We start from the raw sequence: 20,984 nt of genomic DNA, 5'->3' as shown, positions 1-20,984 counted from the left end.
ACCTCCGGTGCTATTTCGGCATAATGCCCTGAACCAATGGGATGCCTACAATCGGTGCAGCAATACAAGCAAGAATTAATAAAATGAGAACCAAAGACATTGTATATGGCAAATTAACGTTACTCGCTGAAACCACTTGAACATTTTCAGGCTCGTGTTCGGTTTCTGATTTCAACCTAACACCTAGCCGCATCGGCTTTCCAAAGAAGATTTTTTGCCCAACCCATAAGAACCAAGCGAATGTTACTAAGCTTTCCGCAAGAACTAAAATCAATACAATTGGCCCAAAGACTCCTTGTACTTGCAAAGCACCTGCAAGAACATAAAATTTACTCCAAAAGCATGCAAGCGGTGGGAAGCCTGTTAAAGCTAGAGCGCCCACAAAAAATGCAACCGCAACCAACGGCATTGCTTGAGATAACCCCGACAACCTAGCTAGGCTTCGAGTTCCAACAGCATAGGCTATTGCGCCTACCGTTAAAAACAAGGTCGTCTTCGCTACTGAGTGCATTAGGATATGAAGCGCTGCCCCTTGGAATGCAATAGTTGCACCTAACGAACCAAGGCCCAGACCAAGCAAAATATAACCTAATTGGGCTATTGTCGAATATGCGAGGAGTCGCTTTAGGTCATCTTGGAAGAAATACATATACAAAGCCGCAAACATTGTCACAAGTGCAGCTATCGAAACAAGGAGCCCCATACCCACCGGCAGCCCCCAGCCTGCAGAAAGAAGTCTAGCGATTAGGAAAACCCCCGCCTTAACCATCGCGGCTGCATGCAAATATGCGCTAATCGGTGTTGGGGCTGCCATTGCGTCAGGTAGCCACGTATGAAACGGTAACTGTGCGCTTTTTGCCCATGCTGCTATCAAGAAAAATGCAAACACTCCGGCACGCACACCTATAGGCATTTCTCCTAAGGCAGAGAATTTCATTGACCCTGTTGCGCTGAAGACCCAAACCAACCCTGTAATAAAAAAGAGGCCGCCGATTGATGTCATTACCAGCGCCTTCATTCCTGCTTTTAAGCTTTCAGTATTGTCATAAAATGATATCAAAGCCCATGAGGTAAGAGTCGTCATTTCCCAAAAAATTAGTAATTGAAGTAGCGTAGGCGAAACGGCAATCCCTACCATTGAGCCAACGAATACCAGTAGCCAAAAATAATACCTAGCATACCCGCCACCTAAGGGATGATCTGCATTTACTGGTGACAAATATCCCGCAGAATAAATTGCTATAATTGCCCCAATTATCGTCGAGGCTAACAACATAATTAATGCCAGCGGGTCAAACTGGTAGCCAAAAAGCCCCTTTGCCGACTCTCCAAGCCAGGGCATGCTACCAAATTGATATGTTTCATTCGGCATATATACCGCTACCAAAACCGCAGCAATAGCCGTGAGCGCGGTCGCTAAGATTGCAGTTGGTTTGGATGCCCGGTCCCTTACAGCAAGACATGCTACCGCGCCTAAAAATGGAATTGCGACTACCGCAACTGCCAAGGGTTGCATCTCCAGTCCTCACTTCCTCTACTTGCGGGTTATGACAGGTGTATCCTTCCAAGCTTCAAGATACTCGTCTAGGTTAAATCCTGGCGGAAGATGGCTCTCATGCTGTGCACTCACTTTCTTGGGCACAAGACCCAAAGCCAACGCTGCGCCATAAACTATTGCTTCTGGCCTTGGAGGACATCCTGGGATGTACATGTGCACTGGCACAACCTTGTCCGCCCCACCGAGAACGTTATATGTATCAAACCAAATGTTTCCTCCCACAGCGCATGAGCCAACGGCTATTATGACCTTTGGATCTGGTGTTGCGTCATAGAGGCGGCGCAGTGCAGGTGCTACTTGCCTGCTAACCGAACCCGAAATCACCAAAGCATCTGCATGACGAGGGCTTCCAACTAACTTCATACCAAAACGTTCAACGTCATAGTATGGCGTTAGGACATCAATGACCTCAATATCGCAGCCGTTGCATGCACCACAGTTGGTATGGAACAACCAGAGTGATTTGGGAAACATCTTCTTGCAAAGTCCTGCGATCATATTTTTTCCTCGCTTTCACGCACAAGCGACATCCGCTGGACGAACTCAATCGGCGGTTTGACAGGAAAGATGCCGTGCTTGTTTTCCTCACCGGGGCCTCTTCCTCGCCATCGCTTGCTTGGAAACTTATCAATTGCGTTCTCGGTCTCAAAGCACCGCCCACACCGCTGACAGGTTGACATCCATATTGTCATATCAGACCTCAGGTCGCTTTTATCCGGTGTAGCTGTTTCAAATTCGCCAGTTGGCCAAATTGCTTTTTCGGGACAAACCTCATAACATCTTGCGCATTGAATGCACCTGTCGAGATAGAACGTAATCTTTGCAATCTCTCCTATATCCTCTATAACAATGCATCTTGGCGGACAAACATTTGCACATCCGCCACATCCAATGCATTTTCGCGCATCAAATTCGATCTTCCCGCGGAACTTTGGCGGTACTTTTACCGGCTCAAAAGGATATTTAAGCGTGACCCGGCCTGCCCCAAAGCATATCACAGCTTCCTTTAGTTTGGCTTTGAACATTTGCCGTTACTCCTTTTCCCAGGTCTTTCGCTTGCACATTTCCTCAAGCTCTTCCCTGGTGTAAATGCGAATTTCTTTTGTATTTACATCAAGGGTCTCTACGCGCTCAGTGCACGAGAAACAAGGGTCATAGCTTCCAATGCTTATTGGCACATCCGCCAACTCTAAGCCCATGATCATAACACCAACTGCCTGTAGATTCGGATATGTAGGCGCCCTCACTCGCCACCTATAGGGTCTGTTTTCATCACCTGTAAGAACATAGTGATGAGATTCGCCTCTTGCAGCCTCAACCGAGCAAAGCCCTATTCGTCCAGACGGAAGCTCATGGTCAACTTTTGCCATCACCGGACCGCCTGGCATATCGTCTAAAATCTTGCGCACCAGGCGGATTGATTCGAAGAGCTCAAGGACCCTTACCATGGTTCTTGCCCACGAATCGCATCCATCCTGAACTTGTATCTGCACGTCTAAGTACTCATATGCCGCATAAGGATGGTCGACCCTACAATCTATAGGAACGTTTGATCCCCTAGCTACTGGGCCTACTACCCCAATGGCACGAGCATCTTCTTCGGTGAGTATCCCAACGCCTTTGAGACGAGCCATCAGGGTTGTATCGATTGAAATTGCGTCAACAACGGCTTTTAATTCTTGCTCAACTTTATCCATAACTCGTCTGATGTCCTCAGCCGCTGTCTCATCAATGTCAAAGCGCACACCGCCAATCAAATTAGATGAGTAATGCTTGCGATTACCAGTTACGCGCTCCATCAGCCACATAACAGGCTCACGGATTCGCCAAGCCTGCATTAATATCGTATCGAAGCCAATAATATGACCAGCAAGCCCAACCCACAGCAAATGACTATGTATGCGCTCTAGTTCTAGAAGAAGCGAGCGTATATATTTCGCCCTTATCGGAGTTTCAATCCCGCATGCATCCTCAACCGCCTGGGCATATGCACACGAATGGACTTGCCCACAGATACCGCATATTTGCTGCGCAACAAATGGGATTTGATTGTAATTGAGCTCACTATCACCTAGCTTCTCTACCGCCCGGTGGTTGTAGAAACCACGATAATCAGACCCAACTACACGCTCGCCATCAAGAAATAGCCTGAAGTATGCTGGCTCTTCCAATGTTGGGTAGAACGGGCCAAGGGGCACAACGGTTGTTCCTTCAGGTGCCGGCTTCCTTGGCGGCATATTTGGCTCTTGAGGGAAAATCTCATTATATGCAAATTCTCGCCTTAATGGATGAACTCCCTGTGGGAAGTCGTCAGGTAGAATAAGCCTTCGCGGATCGGGATGCCCAACAGGCACTATGCCCATTACATCAAATGCTTCGCGTTCAGCCCAGCCTGCTGCAGGAATATCAGGGGTTACGGAAGTTATCTTCATGTCATCGGGAGGAACAGCCGACTGGAGCACAAGAAATTTCTTTTGCTTATCAAAAGCAAGAATGTAGGATATCCGGTAATCTCCGGTCTTTTGCCGCATATCAGTCGCAACAGTAATAACAAACCTAGCGCCAAGTTGCTTGACAGCATGTTTCACTACCGCTGGCAAAACTTCGCGAGGAATCGTTGCCACATATTGATTCCTGACATGCTCTTGAAGATCTTGAAGCATGTCAGGAAAATGTGTCCATAGTTCCATTAGAAATTCTTGCTCTTTTACCATCGTTCTCTCCCGTCAGCACTTGCATGCCAATATGCACTGAGAAAGCATATTGAAAATATTAATTGCAGAGCGTTTCACATCTTCGCTCATTGGTGCTCCATATCGAACGCTAAGGGGTTGGATTGCGAGCAGACGGCATTTACAACCCAGCTCACTTTCTAAATATTCCATTGTGAGTTTCAACGGCGCCCGATGAGTATCTAATCCTGAAGCATTCAGCTCAGAAGATTGCAAAAGCGCAATCTCACCAGGAGAACCGTTGAAATCAACCGCGTCAATAAATAGCACATAATCAGGCGCCATCTCGCGGATACGCCACGTATCGAGTTCCGGCGCATTGCCACTTTCTATAACTTGCACAATGCCGCTTTCAGCAAGCATTCTTGCAACTAATATGCCTGCGCCGTCATCACCATGACCTAATTGTCCAACGCCTACTACAACAGCTTTTCCAGATAATCCCGCCGCCAGCTCTTCAATCATTTTTGCTTATAATTTGAGCTCAAATAGTTCTTTCATCTGAGCATAAGTAAAAACAGGGCCCTCGGTGCAGAGATAAACATGGTTTATACAACAGTGACCGCACTTCCCAACTCCGCACTTCATATAGCGCTCTTGACTGGTAACAATTCTGTCTGCCGAGAATCCCATTTTTAGAAGCTCTAAAGTCACAAACTTAATCATTATAGGTGGGCCGCAGGTCAAGGCAACGGTATTTTCGCCATCAACTTTCACTTTATCAAAAAGGGTTGTAACAACGCCCACATTGCCCTTCCAGCTTTCATCTCCTACGTCCACCGTCTCAAGGACTTGCATATCATCCCTTTTCGCCCATGCATCCAGGTCATATTTATAATTTCTATCTGCCGGGGTCCGAGCGCCGTATAGCAACAAGAAATTGCCGTATTCTTTCCTATTAGCTAGTATTTGCAAAATTGCAGGTCGAAGTGGTGCAAGACCACAGCCACCACTAACAATCAGGACATTCTTTCCTTTCATATCCTCAAGTGGCCAGCAATTGCCAAATGGCCCACGAATTCCAACTTTGTCGCCTTTCTTAAGAGCATGCATTGCCCTAGTGACTTTTCCGCGCTCGACCACTGTAATTTCGAAAAATGACCTCTCGTTAGGGTCGGAAGCAAATCCAATTGGGGCTTCGCCTGCACCAAAAACAGTTACTTCGACAAATTGGCCTGGCTCCCACTCAAAAGATTTGGCATATTCTTTATCTTCAAAAGCTAGGCGAAAAGTTTTTGTGTCGGGCGTCTCATCAATGATTTCTTGTACTATTGCAATCATTGGCACATATAGATTGGCGCTTGGTTGATCTGTTACGCCCCACATTCTCCTAGGCCTTGCTGGAGTTAGAACCATTTTTACACCTCGGCAGCCTTTTCTTTGGGCGGCAAGAATTCATGCATTTCTCGCCTGATGCGCTTCACTACATCCGGCAATCCAAGCTTCGTCAAGCATGCGGTTATACAACGGCCGCAACCAACACAACCATGCCGTCCATCGCGAATTATATATTGGTATGACGTCTTATGGTAAAACCTTCGAGCCACTCGACTTCCAAATGTTGGCCTGGGATTGTGTCCACTTGCTTCTCTAGTAAAACCAGCGTACTGGCAGGAATCCCAAGACCGACACCTAGTAAAGGTCCCGTCGGATTCTTCGCGGTCATCCACTGTAAAGCAAGTACACACGGGACAAAGGTTCGTACAAGCACCACACCTAAAACAAGTTGAACCCAAATCCTCCCAGATTTTTGCCGGCACCTCATCAGCAGAAATGAAGTTTATTGCCTTTGCAACATAAGACACTGTTTGGAAGCGAGAGTCGGCTTGAAGTTCAATTTGACGCCGTGCTTCGATATCAGCGGGCGTTGCCGGCAAAAGCATATATGCCCTTGGCTCCGTTGCCTTTTCTCCTTTGTCGGATCCTACCTCATAAAGAAAACGATCACCAAGGTCAGTCAATTGGACATCAAAACCTGATTCGAGCCATGGACCGGAATCACAACATATACAGAAGCATTCCTTTTTAGGCGGCGTATTGCACACAAGATTGAAGAGGACTGTGTTATTCAGATGTTCCTTATAGTATGGGTCCACTATCGGATAGGAAAAAAAGTTCTCTTGAAACCTAATTGCGGCTACATCGCATGACCTGATTCCTACGATTGCCTGGGGCTGTGGATTACATGTAGGCTCAATTTTAATCTCCTGGTCACAAGTATAGCGGAACATGTCCTCAAAGTGTGGCAGTAAAAAGCGCTTTGGAGGATAAACTACATGGCCATAGTCCCAATAAATGTCCTTATGTGATTGGATGACGTCGAAAGTTACATCACCTGAAAATAACTGCTTGGGACCAATGAGCTGCATTTCATTAGCCAAGCTTGCAAAAAAAGCTGGCACGTCAGATTTTTTTAAAATCGAGTAATCCTTTTTCATCTCACCGCCTCAATCTTCACGGCATAAGCTTTGTATATCGGAACGCCCGAAACTGGATCGGTTTCATAAGAAGCCAACGCATTCGGCGAATTGCCTCCAAAAAAGTGAGGCACATGGACACAACCCTTGGGCACCGATTCACTTACCGACAATACCCTTGTTAGGCTGTTCGTTTCGGAAATGATTCTAATCGAACTTCCAGGTCTGATTCCAAGCCGTTCTGCATCAGCCTCGTTCATTTCGGCAAATGTCTCAGGGTATTCACGCGCCAGAACACTACTCTTTGCTGTCATTGTGCCGGTCTGCTGATGGAAGTTGATTCGGCTGGCAATTAAATAGAATGGATATTCTCCCTCCGAATCCTTAGTAACAGCTTCTATTGGCGCCAACTTTGCTTCGCTTCCCACAGGAACCCACGGCTGTCCCCATTCTTCATCTAGCTGGCGGAATGATTGCCCTTTGTAGATAGGAGCAGATGAAGAAATTTCGGTCATTACTTTCTCTGGGTCCGCTGACATTTTTGCACCAAACGCGGCACCCAACATGGCGATTATTTCAAGGTCAGACTTTGATTCTCCTATTGGCTCAAGAACCTTACGAACACGTTGGAGGCGGCGCTCAATGTTTGTAAACGTGCCATCTTTCTCCAAGAACGAGCATGCAGGGAATACCACATCAGCAATTTTCGCCGTTTCTGTTAAGTAAAGATCGGAAACAGCAAGAAACCCTACCTTATCTAACGCTGAGAGTGTCGCCTGCGTGTTCGGCGCCGAGAGTGCAACGTTTTCGCCAAAGATCAACAATGCCTTCAGTGTACCTGACTCGCACGCTTTTAGCATCTCCACGGCCGTCATCCCAGGTTCTGCAGGTAGCTGGCAATTCCACACTAGTTCCCATACTTTTCTTGCAACAGGATCAGCTAGCTTCAGATAGCCCGGAAGTAAATCATTCGTTAAGCCAACATCACATGCCCCTTGGGCGTTGTTTTGGCCTCGGAGAGTCATAACTGACCCTCCCAAGAGTATGGCTATATTTGCAAGCCCTTTCACAATTTCCGTAGAGTGAGGTTGCTGTAATGCACCAAGTCCAAACATTACGATAGTGGGAGGATTGCTTGCGATAAGTTCAACGGCCTTGTGTACCTCTGCCGGCTCAAGCCAGCACGAATATTTAAGCTGGCTTATTTCTATGCCTTCAAGAGAAGCACGGAGCTCTTCAAAGCCCGGCATCTCTGGAGCATTCTTCGTATAAAGCCTTTCGGCAATAATAATCTTTAAAAATGCTCTAATCCAAGCAAGATCAGACCCTGGCTTTGGATGGAGCCATAAACTAGTGTGTGGGGCAAGTCTGGTTTCCCTTGGGTCTATTGCCACTACCTTGCACCCGTTGTCGGCTGCATCCTCAATCCGCGAACCGACATGTGCAAGTTGTTCCATAACGTTTGACCCGACGATTAGAATGGAGCCAGCCTTTGGAATGGCACTTAACTCTACTTGTGAACCAGGCGTTCCAGTCGTTTCAAGGAGTGCTGGTATTAAGGAGGCATCATAAAAACGACATGCACCATCAATATTAGGGGTTCCTATTACACTTCGGGCAAACTTAACCAGCGAATAGCATTCCTCATTTGTGGTCTTCGCTGAGCCTATAATCCCAATGCTTTTAGGTCCGGACTCAAAGATAATTTTCTTTAACGCTGAAGCGGCGTAATTAATAGCATCGTCCCATGAAGTAGCCTCAAGATGTTCACCGCGGCGAACCAAGGGTTTTCTTAGGCGATCAGCCCCTAGGATTGCGGGAGTTGCATTCCACCCTTTTATGCAAAGCCTGCCATTGCTAACAGGGTGATTCTCGCTAGGAAAAAGTCCGGTAACTTTTCCATTTTCTTGTTGCACATACATCGCACAGCCGCAACTGCAAAACCCGCATGTTGTGAGAACATAGCTCATGAGGCGACCTCCTTAATCCTCATTTCTGCAACCCAAACACCGTTCTCAAGAAAACACTTAACATAACATTAAGATTGCTTAAATATTTCCAAGAACCAAAAATACCTCTTAGTTGGCGAAATTCCTACGCTCTTCTAGAGCAAAATGTGCTATTCAGTCAATAATTCACTTCACCTAGAAACGTTACCAGGCATAGTCTAATGAAAGCAGTTTAAGAGCAGGCTAAATAGTGGTTAAATGGCTGTTAATTTTGCCTTAACTTTTCTTGAACTTTTCAATTATTTTTAAACAAGACGTAAGGAAGGCTTTAAAAAGCAACAGTTTCAAGGAAAACAAAGCATTATAAATCAAACACTAATTCAAATCACCTAATTCACGGCGCAATCATTGTTAACCTTTGTTATGTTAATATTAAGCGATTATAGAATGTTAACTTACATACCATATTGGCAATTTCTCAGCACGCGATGGCACTTAATTTCGGATATATATTTGCAGGATTTTGGCTTGCCAGAAAACACCTTGAGTATTAAAATTATGAATACAGCATTTAAACAAATTAGGATGCGGAGATCCCATGGCTCTAACAAAGAAAGAAATCGTCGAATCTCTCAGGGAAGCTGGACTATCACCAGGCGATAGTCTGATTGTACACAGCTCGTTTCGAAGCTTAGGTCCTGTTGAAGGAGGACCGGAAACTGTTATTGATGCGTTGATTGAAGCTATAAGTCCCGGTGGAAATCTGATGCTTCCTACGTTCAACTATACCGGAAACATTGCTCAACCATATTTCAACCCAGCGGAGACTCCGTGTTTGACCGGCATAATTCCCGAGTTAGGACGAAAAAGGCCAAACGCTATTCGGAGTCTTCACCCAACTCATTCTGTTGCAGTAATTGGACCCGATGCAGTTGAATTAACCAAAGATCATTTATCTTACCGTGCTGTTGGAATAGGCAGCCCAATAGATCGGCTTGCCAAAATGGGTGGGAAGGTGCTACTTCTTGGCGTTTCAAACACAAGCAATACAACAGTTCACCTAGGTGAGGAATACGCCGGTGTCCCAAAGGTGGGTTGGACTGAAAACCTACCCTATGCCAAAGTACTTATGCCAGACGGTTCGATATACGAACACCAAATTGATACCTCAACGTCATGCAGTAATGCCTTTGATGCGGTGGAATATATGCTTAGACGGTATGGAGAAATACGCGATTATCGTATAGGCCCGTCCCGCATTAAGCTGATGTTTGGGAGAGATGTGGTAAAACGTGTGCAAGAGATGATCTCAGAAAAGCCAGATATTTTGCTCTGTACAAATCCCACATGCCGACCATGCACAGGAGCAAGAGCAAATCTCGGAATCCTATAAAAACTTAACAGCTTTCATTCAGACAATTGTGTAATATCTATAGCGACGCCACAAAGAAACATAACAACATTTTGGACTGAGCTGTGTCGGCACTTTTGTTCCATGAAGGTTATTTTAGCTTGGCTCCATCATATCTACACCCGAAAGTGCATCTAATAAGAGTTCTGCACTTACTACCCTATCTTCAGCTGGCAAAAGATGCTCGACATCTGCTTGGTAAATAACATTTGCACCTGGGCCAATTTCCTCATCGCCCTCATATCTAACTAGGATAACCGGCACACGGGGTAAAATAAAAAATCTATAACGAACCCCTGGCTCAGGAAGGCGCTCCCCACCTAGCTCCTCGCTCAACTTGATAAACTGTTCAGCCGTTCTTCCCGAAGTCGCTAAAAAACGCCCAATAATTCGCTTTTGGTAAACAATCCCATAGCTTTGAGCATCTAAAAATCTATTGAATGTCATTTCCCTTGAGTCGACAGATACATCCTTTGAGGCAAGGTAATGAACACACAGGACAGCCCATTTGCGTTTTGCCTTCCCATTGCCCTCTACAAATACATCTCGGCGCAGTAAATCAACAAGCAATACCCTATTCAGCGCCGGGACAAAGATTACGTTATCTTTTCTACGCGCGCCAAGTGCCTCAAGTGTTGCCTTTGACGGTGGGCTTTCGACTAACGCATCCAGTCCTATCTGCAATGCCAAGTCGTATGGTTTTTGACCAGGAGGCAACATCCTTTACCTCTGCCGATACGCTTTTAGGAAGGAATCGCTGTATATTGTTCGATTCATTAACATCTCTGCGGTAATTAGAGTATCCATTAGTTCAGTGTCTAGGGGATCCAAAATTGCTGTGTCGAGCCCCATTCCAATAGCCATTGCTAAAAATACTCGATTAATCAACTTCCGCTCAACAGCACCTTGGGAAAGGTTACTTAATCCAATAACAATGTGCGGCGCTGGCTCCGAAAGCATTGTGAACTGCTTGATAGACTCAAGCACCTTCCCAGGACCTGTCTGGTCGGCCTTTACAGGTAGAACAATAGGATCTATGTAAAGCTTATCAATAGGAACGTCAAACTCCATAGCCTTTGCTATCACGCGCATGGCAATTTCCACGCGCCCGTCAACGTCAACCGGCACACCCTTCTCATCCATGCACAAAGCCACAATGGATGCATCGTACTCTTTGGCGAGGCTAAGGAAATTATTGAGCACCTCATCCTGGCCCGTAGTCGAGTTAATCATTTTTGGCCCTGAGCAAGCCTCCAATCCAGCTTTTACTGTTGCTAGATTGGGACTGTCAATCGAAAGAGGAACTTCAGTTACTTCACGAACCGTCTGAACAAGCCACCGCATGGTTCCAACTGGGTCCTCCGTGGCCGTTCCCACATTTATGTCAAGCATGTCTGCCCCTTCTGCCACCTGCTTTAATGCAAGATCCTGGATTGTAGCTTTATCTCTTTCTTGAATTGCCGCATTTACAGCCTTAAACATTCCATTGATGCGCTCGCCGATTATAATCACGTGAAAAATCTCCTTTCAATAAATTATTTTTCAGTAGCTTGTTGTTTACCCATAAGCATATCAATAATCTGCTTGACCATCGCTACAGCTTTTGGATGGCGCATGATAAGCAGGTCACTACCAGCCTGCAACAGCATAACAGCTGTCATAGCTTCCCACATTATGCCTCTATCTTCGGCTGGTCCCCAATGAGGTGCCTCCTCAGTGGTTGCCTTTGCCTCTTTTGCATTCCACGCTTCCTGCCCTATCTGGCAAACGACGGGAGGTGACATCATCTTATCACCCATTAGTGCCGCAAGCCGTCCCCGTTCTTGGATTGAGTAAGCATATTCGATGCCATAGCCAAGCCCGCCCGTAGTTGGATACATTACAACTCGATTGAGGGGGAAGCCCATTTCGGAAATCAACACATTAAGCTGTTTGGCGATATTAATGTCAAGCGGAGACTCCGCGATTAGTGCATGTCCATCTGCCATACATGACGCGACAAGTGTCTTGTAGTTGTCTTCCTTAGCTGTGCCAATCAAGCATCTCTCACCTGCCGCCGCCTGACTGCACGCAGGGAGAACAACGTTGTCTTTTTCATCAACATCACAACCCCAAATCACCAATGGAACATCTACCGCTTTTAACACTTCCTCAACAACCTTTACCGCTTCATCTGGGCTCTTGTCTTCTGAATCAGGATGAATGCCTTCAAGCTTGAGGCATATCATCTCAGCGCCATATTGGCTTACGCACTTCGCTGCCCACTCACCTGGTTTACCTATAACGTCAGCAAACGGCTTGATCAAAGTTTCGGGCCAATCGGAAGGCATGCAATCAAGCACTTCCATCGCAATTACGGGTTTATTTGGCGTTATACCCTCAAACGTTAAAAATGGAAGAGTTGTAGCACCACCAATGTCTATTTTTCTACAGCGAGTTCCACCCTCTGAAGCTGTGGCGCCTATGGTAACCGTAGCAACTCCAGATGACCACTTTTCTATAGGATCCTCAAAAGTCATACTTTTTGTTCTCCTTTTGGTATCTCCAAATTATCAATGAAGAATCACATTCCAATGCGCTCGAATGCTTGAGCCAATGCTGTCACCGCCTTTGAATCATTCGGCAGGTCCAGAATTGACTTGCACTCAAGCTCATATTTCTGAATTAGGGAATCTTCAGGAATGCAACCAAGTAGTTCTAGCCCCACGTATTCCCTCGCAGAACGTTCGACTTCCCCACAATTGGTAACACGATTGAGCAACAGCCACATTTGCCCACGAACTACCTCCAGTTCACAAGCAAGCTCTGCAATTCGCTTTGCGGACCGCATGCACGTAGGAGTTTGGTCGCTTACAATGAGCATGAGATCAACCTTGTCATTCGTGCGCCGGCTGAGGTGCTCCATCCCAGCCTCATTGTCAATTACAACATGTTTATATCTTGAAGACAATCCTTGTAGGAAGGTTCGAAGCATGTTGTTCACCGAGCAATAGCACCCAGGGCCTTCTCCACGCCCCATAACCATCAGGTCAAAACCTTTTCCCTCAGCAACAGCGTCTTGAACACCATACTCGATTAAGTTTTGCTTTGGTATCCCCGCAGGACCAGCATATTTAGATTTGAGTACATCTTCCCTCAAACTGCCTATTGTTATATCAGCCATGAGTCCTAGCTTATCGCCGAAGTTGCTGTTTGGGTCAGCATCGACCGCAAGAATAGGCTTTTCATTTTTCCCTAACAGATGCCTAACAATAAGTGCCGCCAGCGTTGACTTGCCAGCTCCACCTTTTCCTGATACAGCAATAACCACGATTTACCTCTAACCTAATCTGAACTTTTGGTTGTTTTGTCCAATCTCTGCAACCACGGACGGAAATTTTTCTATGTCAGTATGTGGCAGAAAAAGCGCTGCCGTGTAATCATTCATGAACCTAGCGTCGGTACTCAGCTCTATATATGTCATCCTAGATGCAACAGCCTTGGCTTCTTCAAACGCCTGCCTTGACAATAGAACGGTTTTCGCTCCCTGAACTGATCCATTTCCGATGAAGCAGAACCGATTCTCCTGGATGTCGGGTAGCAACCCTATCGTTATTGCCTCCCTCACATTTAAGTAGTTCCCAAAACCCCCTGAAATGTAGAAACACTCAATATCTTGGAAAGACATACCGACTCGCTCGAGCAAGCACTCTGCCGCATGATAAATAGCACCCTTCGAGCGAATAAAGTTTTCCACATCAGCTTGGGTTATGACTATGTCTCTACCAGTGGCAGTTTCATCGCCATCTACGAGAACAAATTCCAAACCTTCCTCGCCCTCACGTATTCGCTTTGAATTTTTGTTGGCAACAAAAGCACCACTACGGTCAAGGCAACCACAGCGAAGCATTTCGGCAATTGCGTCTATCATTCCAGAACCGCAAATTCCCAGTGGCCTTCCACCACCAATCACGTTATAAGAAACTGTTTCGCGATTTTCCATTGAAATTCTATCAATCGCCCCGATGGTTGCCCGCATTCCACAAGAGATACCACCACCTTCAAAAGCCGGCCCTGCCGAAGCCGAGCAACAAGCCAACCATTCCTTGTTGCCAACAACAATCTCTCCATTAGTACCTAAATCAATTAACATTGAAGGTGACTCAGACTGGAGCATTCCGGACACCAAAACGGCGGCGACAATATCACCTCCAACATAAGAGGCAACTGACGGCAGACAACCCAGCAATCCGCATGGATTAATATTTATTCCTACTTCAGCCGCTAAAAACACCGGAGGTGCAACTGCTACCGGGACATACGGGTCTACACGAATATTGCTTGGTTCGAGACCCAACAAAAAGTGAATCATTGTCGTATTACCAGCGCACATTACAAAGTTCACATCATGTGGAGCAATGCCAGCGGTTTTAGCCAACCTCTGAATCAGGTTGTTTATGTCGGCTACAACACAAGCAGACAATTGATTGCGCTTTTCTTCTGTATTTGCGAACATTATTCGAGAAATTACGTCCTCGCCATATTGTATCTGAGAGTTATATTTCGAATCGCCTGCAATAGTCTTGCATGTATTCAATTCTACGAGGTAAGCTACAATAGTAGTAGTGCCAACATCCACCGCCACACCGTAATTGCTGCCAGACGTATCGCCACTCTGTATTTGAACTATGTCAGCCGCACTGCCGCACTGACTCAACATAGCTGTTACTTTCCAGTCTTGTTCCCGCAATAGCTTTGGCAATTGCCTCAACTGCTCTAAATCAATCTGAAATTGCGTTAAACCGCATTCTTTCCTAAGTTCCCTAAACAAACGCTCCATGTCGCTGAGGCTATCTTGCAATGTTGGCGGTGGCATTTTAATATAAACTTTTTTTACCAGCGGATCATGAGGGTAAAGCTTGCCTACTCCTACCAGCGCTGGCCTAGAATCGGACTCGAAATCATCACTCCCTCTTGGGTAAAGCATATCATCAAATCGCGCCTTGGCTGGCACCTCAACAACCATATCTCCAACCACATGGCACTTGCATGCAAGAACATATCCTTGCTTGATTTCCTCGCTCGTTAGATTAAACGTTGGCTCAGCATCTACTTCTCCAGACTTGACAATGACCTTGCATTGCCCGCACACTCCTTTGCCACCACAGTTCGCGTTGATTGGGATACCTGCTAGTATGCTGGCTTCTAAAATGCTCTTCCCGCAGTCAACCAAGACCGTTTTTTCGTCTGGCAAAAACGTAACTGTTAACTTGTTTTTCGATGCAGGCTTATCCATTGGTGTTGCCTTTGAGTAAAAAGAAACTGGCAGGAAAACTCAATAGCCGAAAGATTATCCTAATCTGCTTTCCACATCGTTTTGAGGTATTTCGGAATGCCTGAAGACTCCCGCGGGCCAACCAATACCTTCCATCCTGATTCGTCCTCAAGCTTGCCGCTCATAACTGATACATAACCTGGGATTATTACTTTTCTATGTGAAACCTTACTCTGAACTTCTTGGGAATTTAAGAGTCTAGCTACTTTGTCGACTGTCAACTTCTCGGATGCCCAAGCAGTTAGCACCGATGTACCCTCGGTATCCACTACTGCTATATATGCCGGGACACGACTTGCCTCCACGTCGCTCTCGACAGTGTAGTATGTTAGCGAGAAGTTGGTTGTAACCAATAGCGGGGACTTATCATTAACTGCCCCAACTTCATATACCTTTGGCTCGACCTGCACAGGCTTCCTTGGGTCTGTGAAGATATTTTGCCGCACGGTTAGTATCGGTAAGATTCTCCACGGCTCTTTCGAATCAACAATCGTGATAGCTGCATACTTAGTTACATAGGTAGCAGCCTCGAGTGCCGCTAGGTCGGGATCTAAACTGCTTGGAATTGCCATGCAAGGGTAACCAAGCGGACGGAAACCTTTTCGTAGTGCTAGACGGCGAACTTTTGTTAGAGCTGACAACGTCTCAGCTAATCCATTCGCTGTAACGTCAAGCACAATGTCGTGCACCCCAACCTTGTTCAGCTTTGGCGTCAAATCAGCCGCTTCAGCAAGGTTTGACGCATCCAAAACAATAGGAACCCCGTATTTCAGCGCAAGCTCTGCCATCTGTTCCCAATTTCCAGCATCAGCCTTGTATAGCAATGGTCGCCTTGCTCCACAAACGTCCAGAGCCGCTGCCAGAGTGTCAATATCTTTAGACATCAAAATTAGTGCAAGACCGGTTTCCCCAACTGCCTCAACTACTTCCACAAAGTTCGCCTTGCTACCCGAAGTGTTATGCACAGCAACCATGTCTACGGCAATTCTCTGTCCTACCCTTTCGAACGAAAGAGCTTTTACTGCCTTAATCTCAGCTTCAAGTTTTCCGTCTTTCTCGTCGTCAGAAATCCTTACAGCAATTCCGGTTGGATGATAAAACGTTTCGTCATGACGAAACAGGACAGTTTCATTGCCAATTTGGATTGCTTTATCACCTACACCGATAGTTACAAGGCGAATTGGGGGAGACGAAGCACCCTCAAGAGCGGCGCGTGCTTCCTCGGTAACTTCCGGGCAGTCTGCGAGGTTCGCTTTTTTTGCCGCCATTTGCATAGAAAATGCAAGGCATGTAGGATAGCCACACTTACCACAGTTTGTTTTTGGTAAATATTTATAGATATCAAGAGCCTTCAAAGCCATTTTTATTTCTCCTAAATTGAACGAATTAGAACAGCGGAGGCATTTCCAAAGCTGGATGACCCACCTCTTGCATGAATGACAAAAGCTCCTCAGCAGTAGTAGCTACCGTCTCATCTGCAATCTTATCAATCATATCTGGAATACCAATCTCTTTACCACGCTCGATTAGCCTATCATGCAGAAAATCCTTGAGCTCTTTTGGCATCCATACAAGCCGCTTTAGTCCACCATCAGCGGAGACAAATTTGCGACTGACAACATAAAGACGTCCTACTCCTAAAAAGCCGGGCGTTACATTACCTCCGCCAACCGAACCCGCCAGGGTTGAGAACGACATACCTGAGGGAGTCATCCCTGAGTATTCGCGATTCACAATCATAAAACCATTTGCCTCTGGCACGATTGCCAAAATGCATTCAAAGCAGCCGCACGAAGTCATTGGATCAACCATTACAGAATATAGGCTCACAGCAGAAACAGCCTGCTTGCTGTGTTCGTAGACAAACTGATTTATTTCTTCCCACTGTCCAAGAATAGGGTCAATACAACGGCTTTTACTAATTGGCTGGTTACAACCTGCAGGGTTCATTTCGTATGCAGCCTTTGCGTCCAGCCAGTTATATGCGCCACAGAGACCCAACCTCTCAGGAGTGATGATGCAAACATGATTCGGCGCGTACGACTGACACAATGTGCAAGAGTAGAATGTGTCTACACTTTCGTCTGTCATGCCGGCAACACGCTCGTCGCGCTCATTGTATGCCGCTATCGCTTCAGGAAGTATCCTCTGGATTTCTTGCTCATCGGTATAGATGGTTACCGCTACCTTATCAATGATTTTGCCATAGTTTTTGTGCATCTGTGCGTACAAAATAGTGCCGAAATGCTTGAGCCGAAATCCCTTCTCATATGCCTCTTTACTAATTCGCACCCAAATAATGTTTCGCTGCCCCATGTGGAAGATGCCCATCGCTTCGTTAAGAAACATATGAATTTGGCGTTCCATAATCGGCTCGAAGTCTTTCTGCATCTTTCGTCCGCCAACATCAACTACTATTCCAAGGGGCATAGCCGAACCAGGTTCGACTGAATCAATATCTGCGCCAACTAACTCAATCTTGCCATCGTCAATATCACTAGGATCTCTTGCCCTTAGATATTCGAAGGCGGTTGAGTATTTGCTTCCAAATTCAACATGCATGTCCTCGCGTCTTACTCTCTCACCTTCAAAAGCTGGCGAATATGACACTGGTATGTCAATCTCAGAGATTGTAACTTTTACGCCGCGTACCTCGACGCACTTTTGCACAATCTTCCCGTGGTCCGGCTCGCTTACCAATGCCTCATAGGTGCATATTCCGCTTTGCAAAATTTGAGGAACAACCGTGTCAGCTATTATTGGAAAACCCATGCTAATTGCCCCGGCGCCAGTCGCGCACTTAATCTCGTCCACTTCACCTAGCACTAATCCAAAGGCAAATACATGATTTTTACAATAATCTAATGCCTTTTTAGCCTCTCCAGGCTTAACCCCACCATATGTTAATGCACTGCGAATTGCCCAATGTAGGGGATAGATAGCAGTTATTGTGTCACGGCCATAGGGAACCACATATGTGTCCCATCCCATCTCCACGTTGCCCTCTTTTAATTGGTCAATAATGCTAACACCATTGACGTTGGAGCCCACGAAAGTCAAGATGCTTCTTTTCTGGAGTTCGCGAACAATCATAACCGCGGTATCTACGTCTGGAGCCGCACCAATGATTGCAGCAAAGCCGGGCATTCTGCCGTCTACAAGTTGCAACCCCAGCGTTCTAATCATTGTATCCGAAAAGAACCCATTGCAATCAGGCTGGGGTTCTTCGCCTTCCAAATAGCGTAGTGCAACAATAACTTCCTCAGCTAGTAATGATGCAACACCGGCATCCAGCATGTCTCCTAAGTATGGTAGCCAGCATTCCTCGGCAGGCACGCTAGATATCAGTTGCCTTGCATGATTTAACACTGGCTTCATTTCGCCAACCGTCTTGACTTCTACGCCAAGCAGTGCATTTGCCATTGGGAGGTAGAACGCCGTTTCGGGAAACTCAACCTTTGCGCTCTCACCTCTAGACTCACGCAACTCTTCCCAACGTTTCTCGGCTTCCGAAACAATTTTATTTGCTCCATTTATGGCAATGCTTGCAATTATTTTGGACACTTTTCACCTCTCGTTTACCTAAACTTTTGGTTCCGGCTTTAAGCTTTGGCTTCATACAAAACAGGCTGCAACTAAAGACTCTTCCTCTTCATGTTAATATGGTCAATCATCAAGTGAGCTGTTTTAATTGGATCAACCTCAAAAGCAAATCTGCCGCCAAAATCTTCTTCAATGCCACTGCATAAATAGCTATTCAGGTTTTGACTATCCGAAGTTTGAAACGGCATCCCAAAAACCGATAATATCCCAGAAGCAACCATGTAAAAGCTGACCGTGATTAAACTTCCACTTGTCCACTCAGGTATCGCGAGCGCAATAGGAATATCGCTCAAGTCCTCACCAACGTTACCCTCCGAAAGCATGTTGCAGAAAAACACCAGCGCCCGACTGCAATCCATACACGACCCGAAATGCAGAACCGGAGGAATTCCCACCACCTCACAGAACTCACGCAAACCCAATCCAGCATATTGTGCGCCTTCTGGGGCTAACAACCCAGCTCTCGCACATTCAATTGCTGCACAACCGCCTTGGATTACCAGTATGTCATTTTTGATAAGCTCTTTTGTTATTTCGACGCAGTTATTCCTTTCGCCGATTTTTGGATTACTGCAGCCAATTACTGCCGCAATCCCTCGGATACGGCCTTCTATGATAGCATTGTTCAATGGACCACAAGTCCCACGATAGGTACCGCCAAGAACTCGATACAAGTTCTCGGGAGTGAATCCAGCAATGAATCTATATCCAACCGCCGAGTCGGGAAGCTTCATTTGGGATTTATTTCTGTTTGCATAGCTCTCAACCGCCTCTCGAATAATCTGCTTTGCTGTTTCTAATGGAGAGCCTAGGTCAAACGGAATATGCATTCCACCTTGAAACCGGCACTTGGAAGAAGTTGTGATAAGCTTTGTATGATAACGTCGTACTAGCTCATCCAAGGCAGGCATTGCACAATGGGTATCAACAACTATCGCGTCCACCAAGCCAGTTAAAATGGCTGATTCCTGTGCTAGGAAATCGCCTATGACAGGAAAGCCGTGCTGCATTAGAATCTCATTCCCAGCGGAACACATGCCAGCAATTCTTATATTTTTTGCACCCTTTTCCATTGCCAATTGGGTAAGTTCTGGGTCATCTGCAGCCGTGGCAATCATCTCAGCAAGCGCAAGCGCATCTCCACAAAAAACGATATTCACAGAGTCCTCGCAAAGTGCACCAATGTTCACTTGAGATCGAATTGGCTTGGGCGGACCAAACAAGATATCGCTTAATTTGGCTGCAATCATTGAGCTACCCCAACCATCAGCAAGGGCAGTCCTAATCCCACGGCAGATTACGTTCCTAAAATCGTTGCCAGCACCCAAGCTTATAACATTTATCAGCTGCACAATTTCACTGTTTATGCCGCTAGGAATTACATTAAGTCCCTCCCATATCTCCTGCCGCTTTTGAGGCACACGTTTCGACAGCCTAAGATATCCATCCTGACGACCTATTTCCGATAAAATAACTTCCGCAACATCTGCTGCTACTTGGTTGACATCACGTCCGTTGGTTGAAATTCCTAATTCGCTAGCTAGTTCAAAAAGTTCCTGAGCATCCTTAATTTTGAAACCACCCGCTTGGTTGTTAGCTGATTTTAATAAAAGATTTGCCATGTCGCGACAATACTCAGAGCGAACAGCAGCGCCAGCTGCAATCATGCGTGCCAAGTTCCAAGCACCAATCGTATCAGCATTGGCACCACAGACTCCTATATCCGGGCCATTTTCTTGAGGGTTGATTTTACAAGGTCCCATATTGCAAATCTGACAGCAAGTTTCTTGCATGCCAAGGCTACATTGAGATCTCATTGCTTCATATCGGTCCCGATATTTATTCACTCCTGATTCCGTGTCAAGCATCTGCTCGTCAAACTTGTCATCCGTTCGCTCTTTCCGTTCAGCCATCCTTATAGTCTCCTCGTTTTTTTTGCTAAAGCTGATTACTACGTTATGGGGTAGTCAAATGGCCTGGGCTGACTTCCTTAAAAACCA

At 46.1% G+C, this 20,984-nt stretch carries 17 protein-coding genes; 1 reads left to right on the top strand and 16 read right to left on the bottom strand.

Translation table 11 applies throughout. The annotated features are described in order from the left end of the window. Positions 1-10: 10 nt before the first annotated feature. The 8 genes from QHH26_01220 to QHH26_01185 are packed head-to-tail and all read right to left on the bottom strand — an operon-like array spanning position 11 to position 8,677. Positions 11-1,507 (bottom strand): hydrogenase 4 subunit D, encoded by a 1,497-nt coding sequence (locus tag QHH26_01220; GenBank protein MDH7480579.1) that lies wholly within the window; start codon positions 1,505-1,507, stop codon positions 11-13. A 27-nt stretch (positions 1,508-1,534) separates the two neighbouring features. Continuing rightward, positions 1,535-2,056: an NADH-quinone oxidoreductase subunit B family protein gene (locus tag QHH26_01215; GenBank protein MDH7480578.1), complete on the bottom strand. Its 522-nt coding sequence runs from the start codon at positions 2,054-2,056 to the stop codon at positions 1,535-1,537. Further along, the gene (locus QHH26_01210) at positions 2,053-2,583 is read right to left on the bottom strand and encodes a 4Fe-4S dicluster domain-containing protein (protein MDH7480577.1); all 531 of its coding nucleotides are present in this window, start codon (positions 2,581-2,583) and stop codon (positions 2,053-2,055) included. Before QHH26_01210 ends, QHH26_01215 begins: the two co-directional genes overlap by 4 nt. 6 nt (positions 2,584-2,589) lie before the next feature. Continuing rightward, entirely contained in the window at positions 2,590-4,272 is a 1,683-nt protein-coding gene (locus QHH26_01205) for an NADH-quinone oxidoreductase subunit C (protein ID MDH7480576.1), read from the bottom strand. A gap of 12 nt (positions 4,273-4,284) precedes the next feature. Continuing rightward, positions 4,285-4,755, bottom strand: coding sequence for a hydrogenase maturation protease (locus QHH26_01200; GenBank protein MDH7480575.1), 471 nt, complete (start codon positions 4,753-4,755; stop codon positions 4,285-4,287). Positions 4,756-4,761: 6 nt separating this feature from the next. Beyond that, a complete protein-coding gene (locus QHH26_01195; protein ID MDH7480574.1) occupies positions 4,762-5,646 on the bottom strand; it encodes an FAD/NAD(P)-binding protein in 885 nt (294 codons plus the stop codon). Between the two features lie 2 nt (positions 5,647-5,648). Then, entirely contained in the window at positions 5,649-6,728 is a 1,080-nt protein-coding gene (locus tag QHH26_01190) for a 4Fe-4S dicluster domain-containing protein (GenBank protein ID MDH7480573.1), read from the bottom strand. Continuing rightward, complete coding sequence (locus QHH26_01185) at positions 6,725-8,677, bottom strand: molybdopterin-dependent oxidoreductase (protein MDH7480572.1); 1,953 nt, start codon at positions 8,675-8,677, stop codon at positions 6,725-6,727. The genes QHH26_01190 and QHH26_01185 overlap by 4 nt, the downstream gene beginning before the upstream one ends. Positions 8,678-9,254: 577 nt before the next feature. On the opposite strand from QHH26_01185, the gene QHH26_01180 reads away from it, so the two are divergent. After that, on the top strand, positions 9,255-10,049 hold the full coding sequence (locus QHH26_01180) for an AAC(3) family N-acetyltransferase (GenBank protein ID MDH7480571.1): 795 nt from the start codon (positions 9,255-9,257) through the stop codon (positions 10,047-10,049). 114 nt (positions 10,050-10,163) lie between these two features. Here QHH26_01180 and QHH26_01175 read toward each other — a convergent pair whose 3' ends face one another. From QHH26_01175 to cooS, 8 genes are all read right to left on the bottom strand, one after another. Then, complete coding sequence (locus QHH26_01175) at positions 10,164-10,787, bottom strand: DUF3786 domain-containing protein (GenBank protein MDH7480570.1); 624 nt, start codon at positions 10,785-10,787, stop codon at positions 10,164-10,166. Positions 10,788-10,790: 3 nt separating this feature from the next. Beyond that, positions 10,791-11,579, bottom strand: a complete 789-nt coding sequence (locus tag QHH26_01170; protein ID MDH7480569.1) for a dihydropteroate synthase — start codon at positions 11,577-11,579, stop codon at positions 10,791-10,793. A gap of 23 nt (positions 11,580-11,602) precedes the next feature. After that, on the bottom strand, positions 11,603-12,586 hold the full coding sequence (gene cdhD, locus QHH26_01165) for a CO dehydrogenase/acetyl-CoA synthase subunit delta (protein MDH7480568.1): 984 nt from the start codon (positions 12,584-12,586) through the stop codon (positions 11,603-11,605). Between the two features lie 44 nt (positions 12,587-12,630). After that, a complete protein-coding gene (locus tag QHH26_01160; protein ID MDH7480567.1) occupies positions 12,631-13,377 on the bottom strand; it encodes an AAA family ATPase in 747 nt (248 codons plus the stop codon). Between the two features lie 9 nt (positions 13,378-13,386). Beyond that, positions 13,387-15,342 carry an ASKHA domain-containing protein gene (locus tag QHH26_01155; protein MDH7480566.1) on the bottom strand — a complete coding sequence of 652 codons (1,956 nt, stop codon included), beginning with the start codon at positions 15,340-15,342 and terminating at the stop codon, positions 13,387-13,389. Positions 15,343-15,401: 59 nt separating this feature from the next. Next, a complete protein-coding gene (acsC, locus tag QHH26_01150; GenBank protein MDH7480565.1) occupies positions 15,402-16,742 on the bottom strand; it encodes an acetyl-CoA decarbonylase/synthase complex subunit gamma in 1,341 nt (446 codons plus the stop codon). A gap of 25 nt (positions 16,743-16,767) precedes the next feature. Then, entirely contained in the window at positions 16,768-18,945 is a 2,178-nt protein-coding gene (acsB, locus tag QHH26_01145; protein MDH7480564.1) for an acetyl-CoA decarbonylase/synthase complex subunit alpha/beta, read from the bottom strand. Between the two features lie 71 nt (positions 18,946-19,016). After that, entirely contained in the window at positions 19,017-20,897 is a 1,881-nt protein-coding gene (gene cooS, locus QHH26_01140; GenBank protein MDH7480563.1) for an anaerobic carbon-monoxide dehydrogenase catalytic subunit, read from the bottom strand. Between the last annotated feature and the right edge of the window lie 87 nt (positions 20,898-20,984).

This window comes from Armatimonadota bacterium (assembly GCA_029907255.1).
Classification (GTDB): domain Bacteria; phylum Armatimonadota; class UBA5829; order DTJY01; family DTJY01; genus JAIMAU01.
Note: the sequence above shows the minus strand (reverse complement) of the source record. Positions and strands in the feature narration are given on the sequence as shown.

Coding starts and splice junctions, on each gene's coding strand:
- QHH26_01215 (MDH7480578.1), bottom strand. CDS start 2,056: ATGATCGCAGGACTTTGCAAGAAGATGTTTCCCAAATCACTCTGGTTG.
- QHH26_01210 (MDH7480577.1), bottom strand. CDS start 2,583: ATGTTCAAAGCCAAACTAAAGGAAGCTGTGATATGCTTTGGGGCAGGC.
- QHH26_01205 (MDH7480576.1), bottom strand. CDS start 4,272: ATGGTAAAAGAGCAAGAATTTCTAATGGAACTATGGACACATTTTCCT.
- QHH26_01200 (MDH7480575.1), bottom strand. CDS start 4,755: ATGATTGAAGAGCTGGCGGCGGGATTATCTGGAAAAGCTGTTGTAGTA.
- QHH26_01195 (MDH7480574.1), bottom strand. CDS start 5,646: ATGGTTCTAACTCCAGCAAGGCCTAGGAGAATGTGGGGCGTAACAGAT.
- QHH26_01190 (MDH7480573.1), bottom strand. CDS start 6,728: ATGAAAAAGGATTACTCGATTTTAAAAAAATCTGACGTGCCAGCTTTT.
- QHH26_01185 (MDH7480572.1), bottom strand. CDS start 8,677: ATGAGCTATGTTCTCACAACATGCGGGTTTTGCAGTTGCGGCTGTGCG.
- QHH26_01180 (MDH7480571.1), top strand. CDS start 9,255: ATGGCTCTAACAAAGAAAGAAATCGTCGAATCTCTCAGGGAAGCTGGA.
- QHH26_01175 (MDH7480570.1), bottom strand. CDS start 10,787: ATGTTGCCTCCTGGTCAAAAACCATACGACTTGGCATTGCAGATAGGA.
- cdhD (MDH7480568.1), bottom strand. CDS start 12,586: ATGACTTTTGAGGATCCTATAGAAAAGTGGTCATCTGGAGTTGCTACG.
- QHH26_01155 (MDH7480566.1), bottom strand. CDS start 15,342: ATGGATAAGCCTGCATCGAAAAACAAGTTAACAGTTACGTTTTTGCCA.
- acsC (MDH7480565.1), bottom strand. CDS start 16,742: ATGGCTTTGAAGGCTCTTGATATCTATAAATATTTACCAAAAACAAAC.
- cooS (MDH7480563.1), bottom strand. CDS start 20,897: ATGGCTGAACGGAAAGAGCGAACGGATGACAAGTTTGACGAGCAGATG.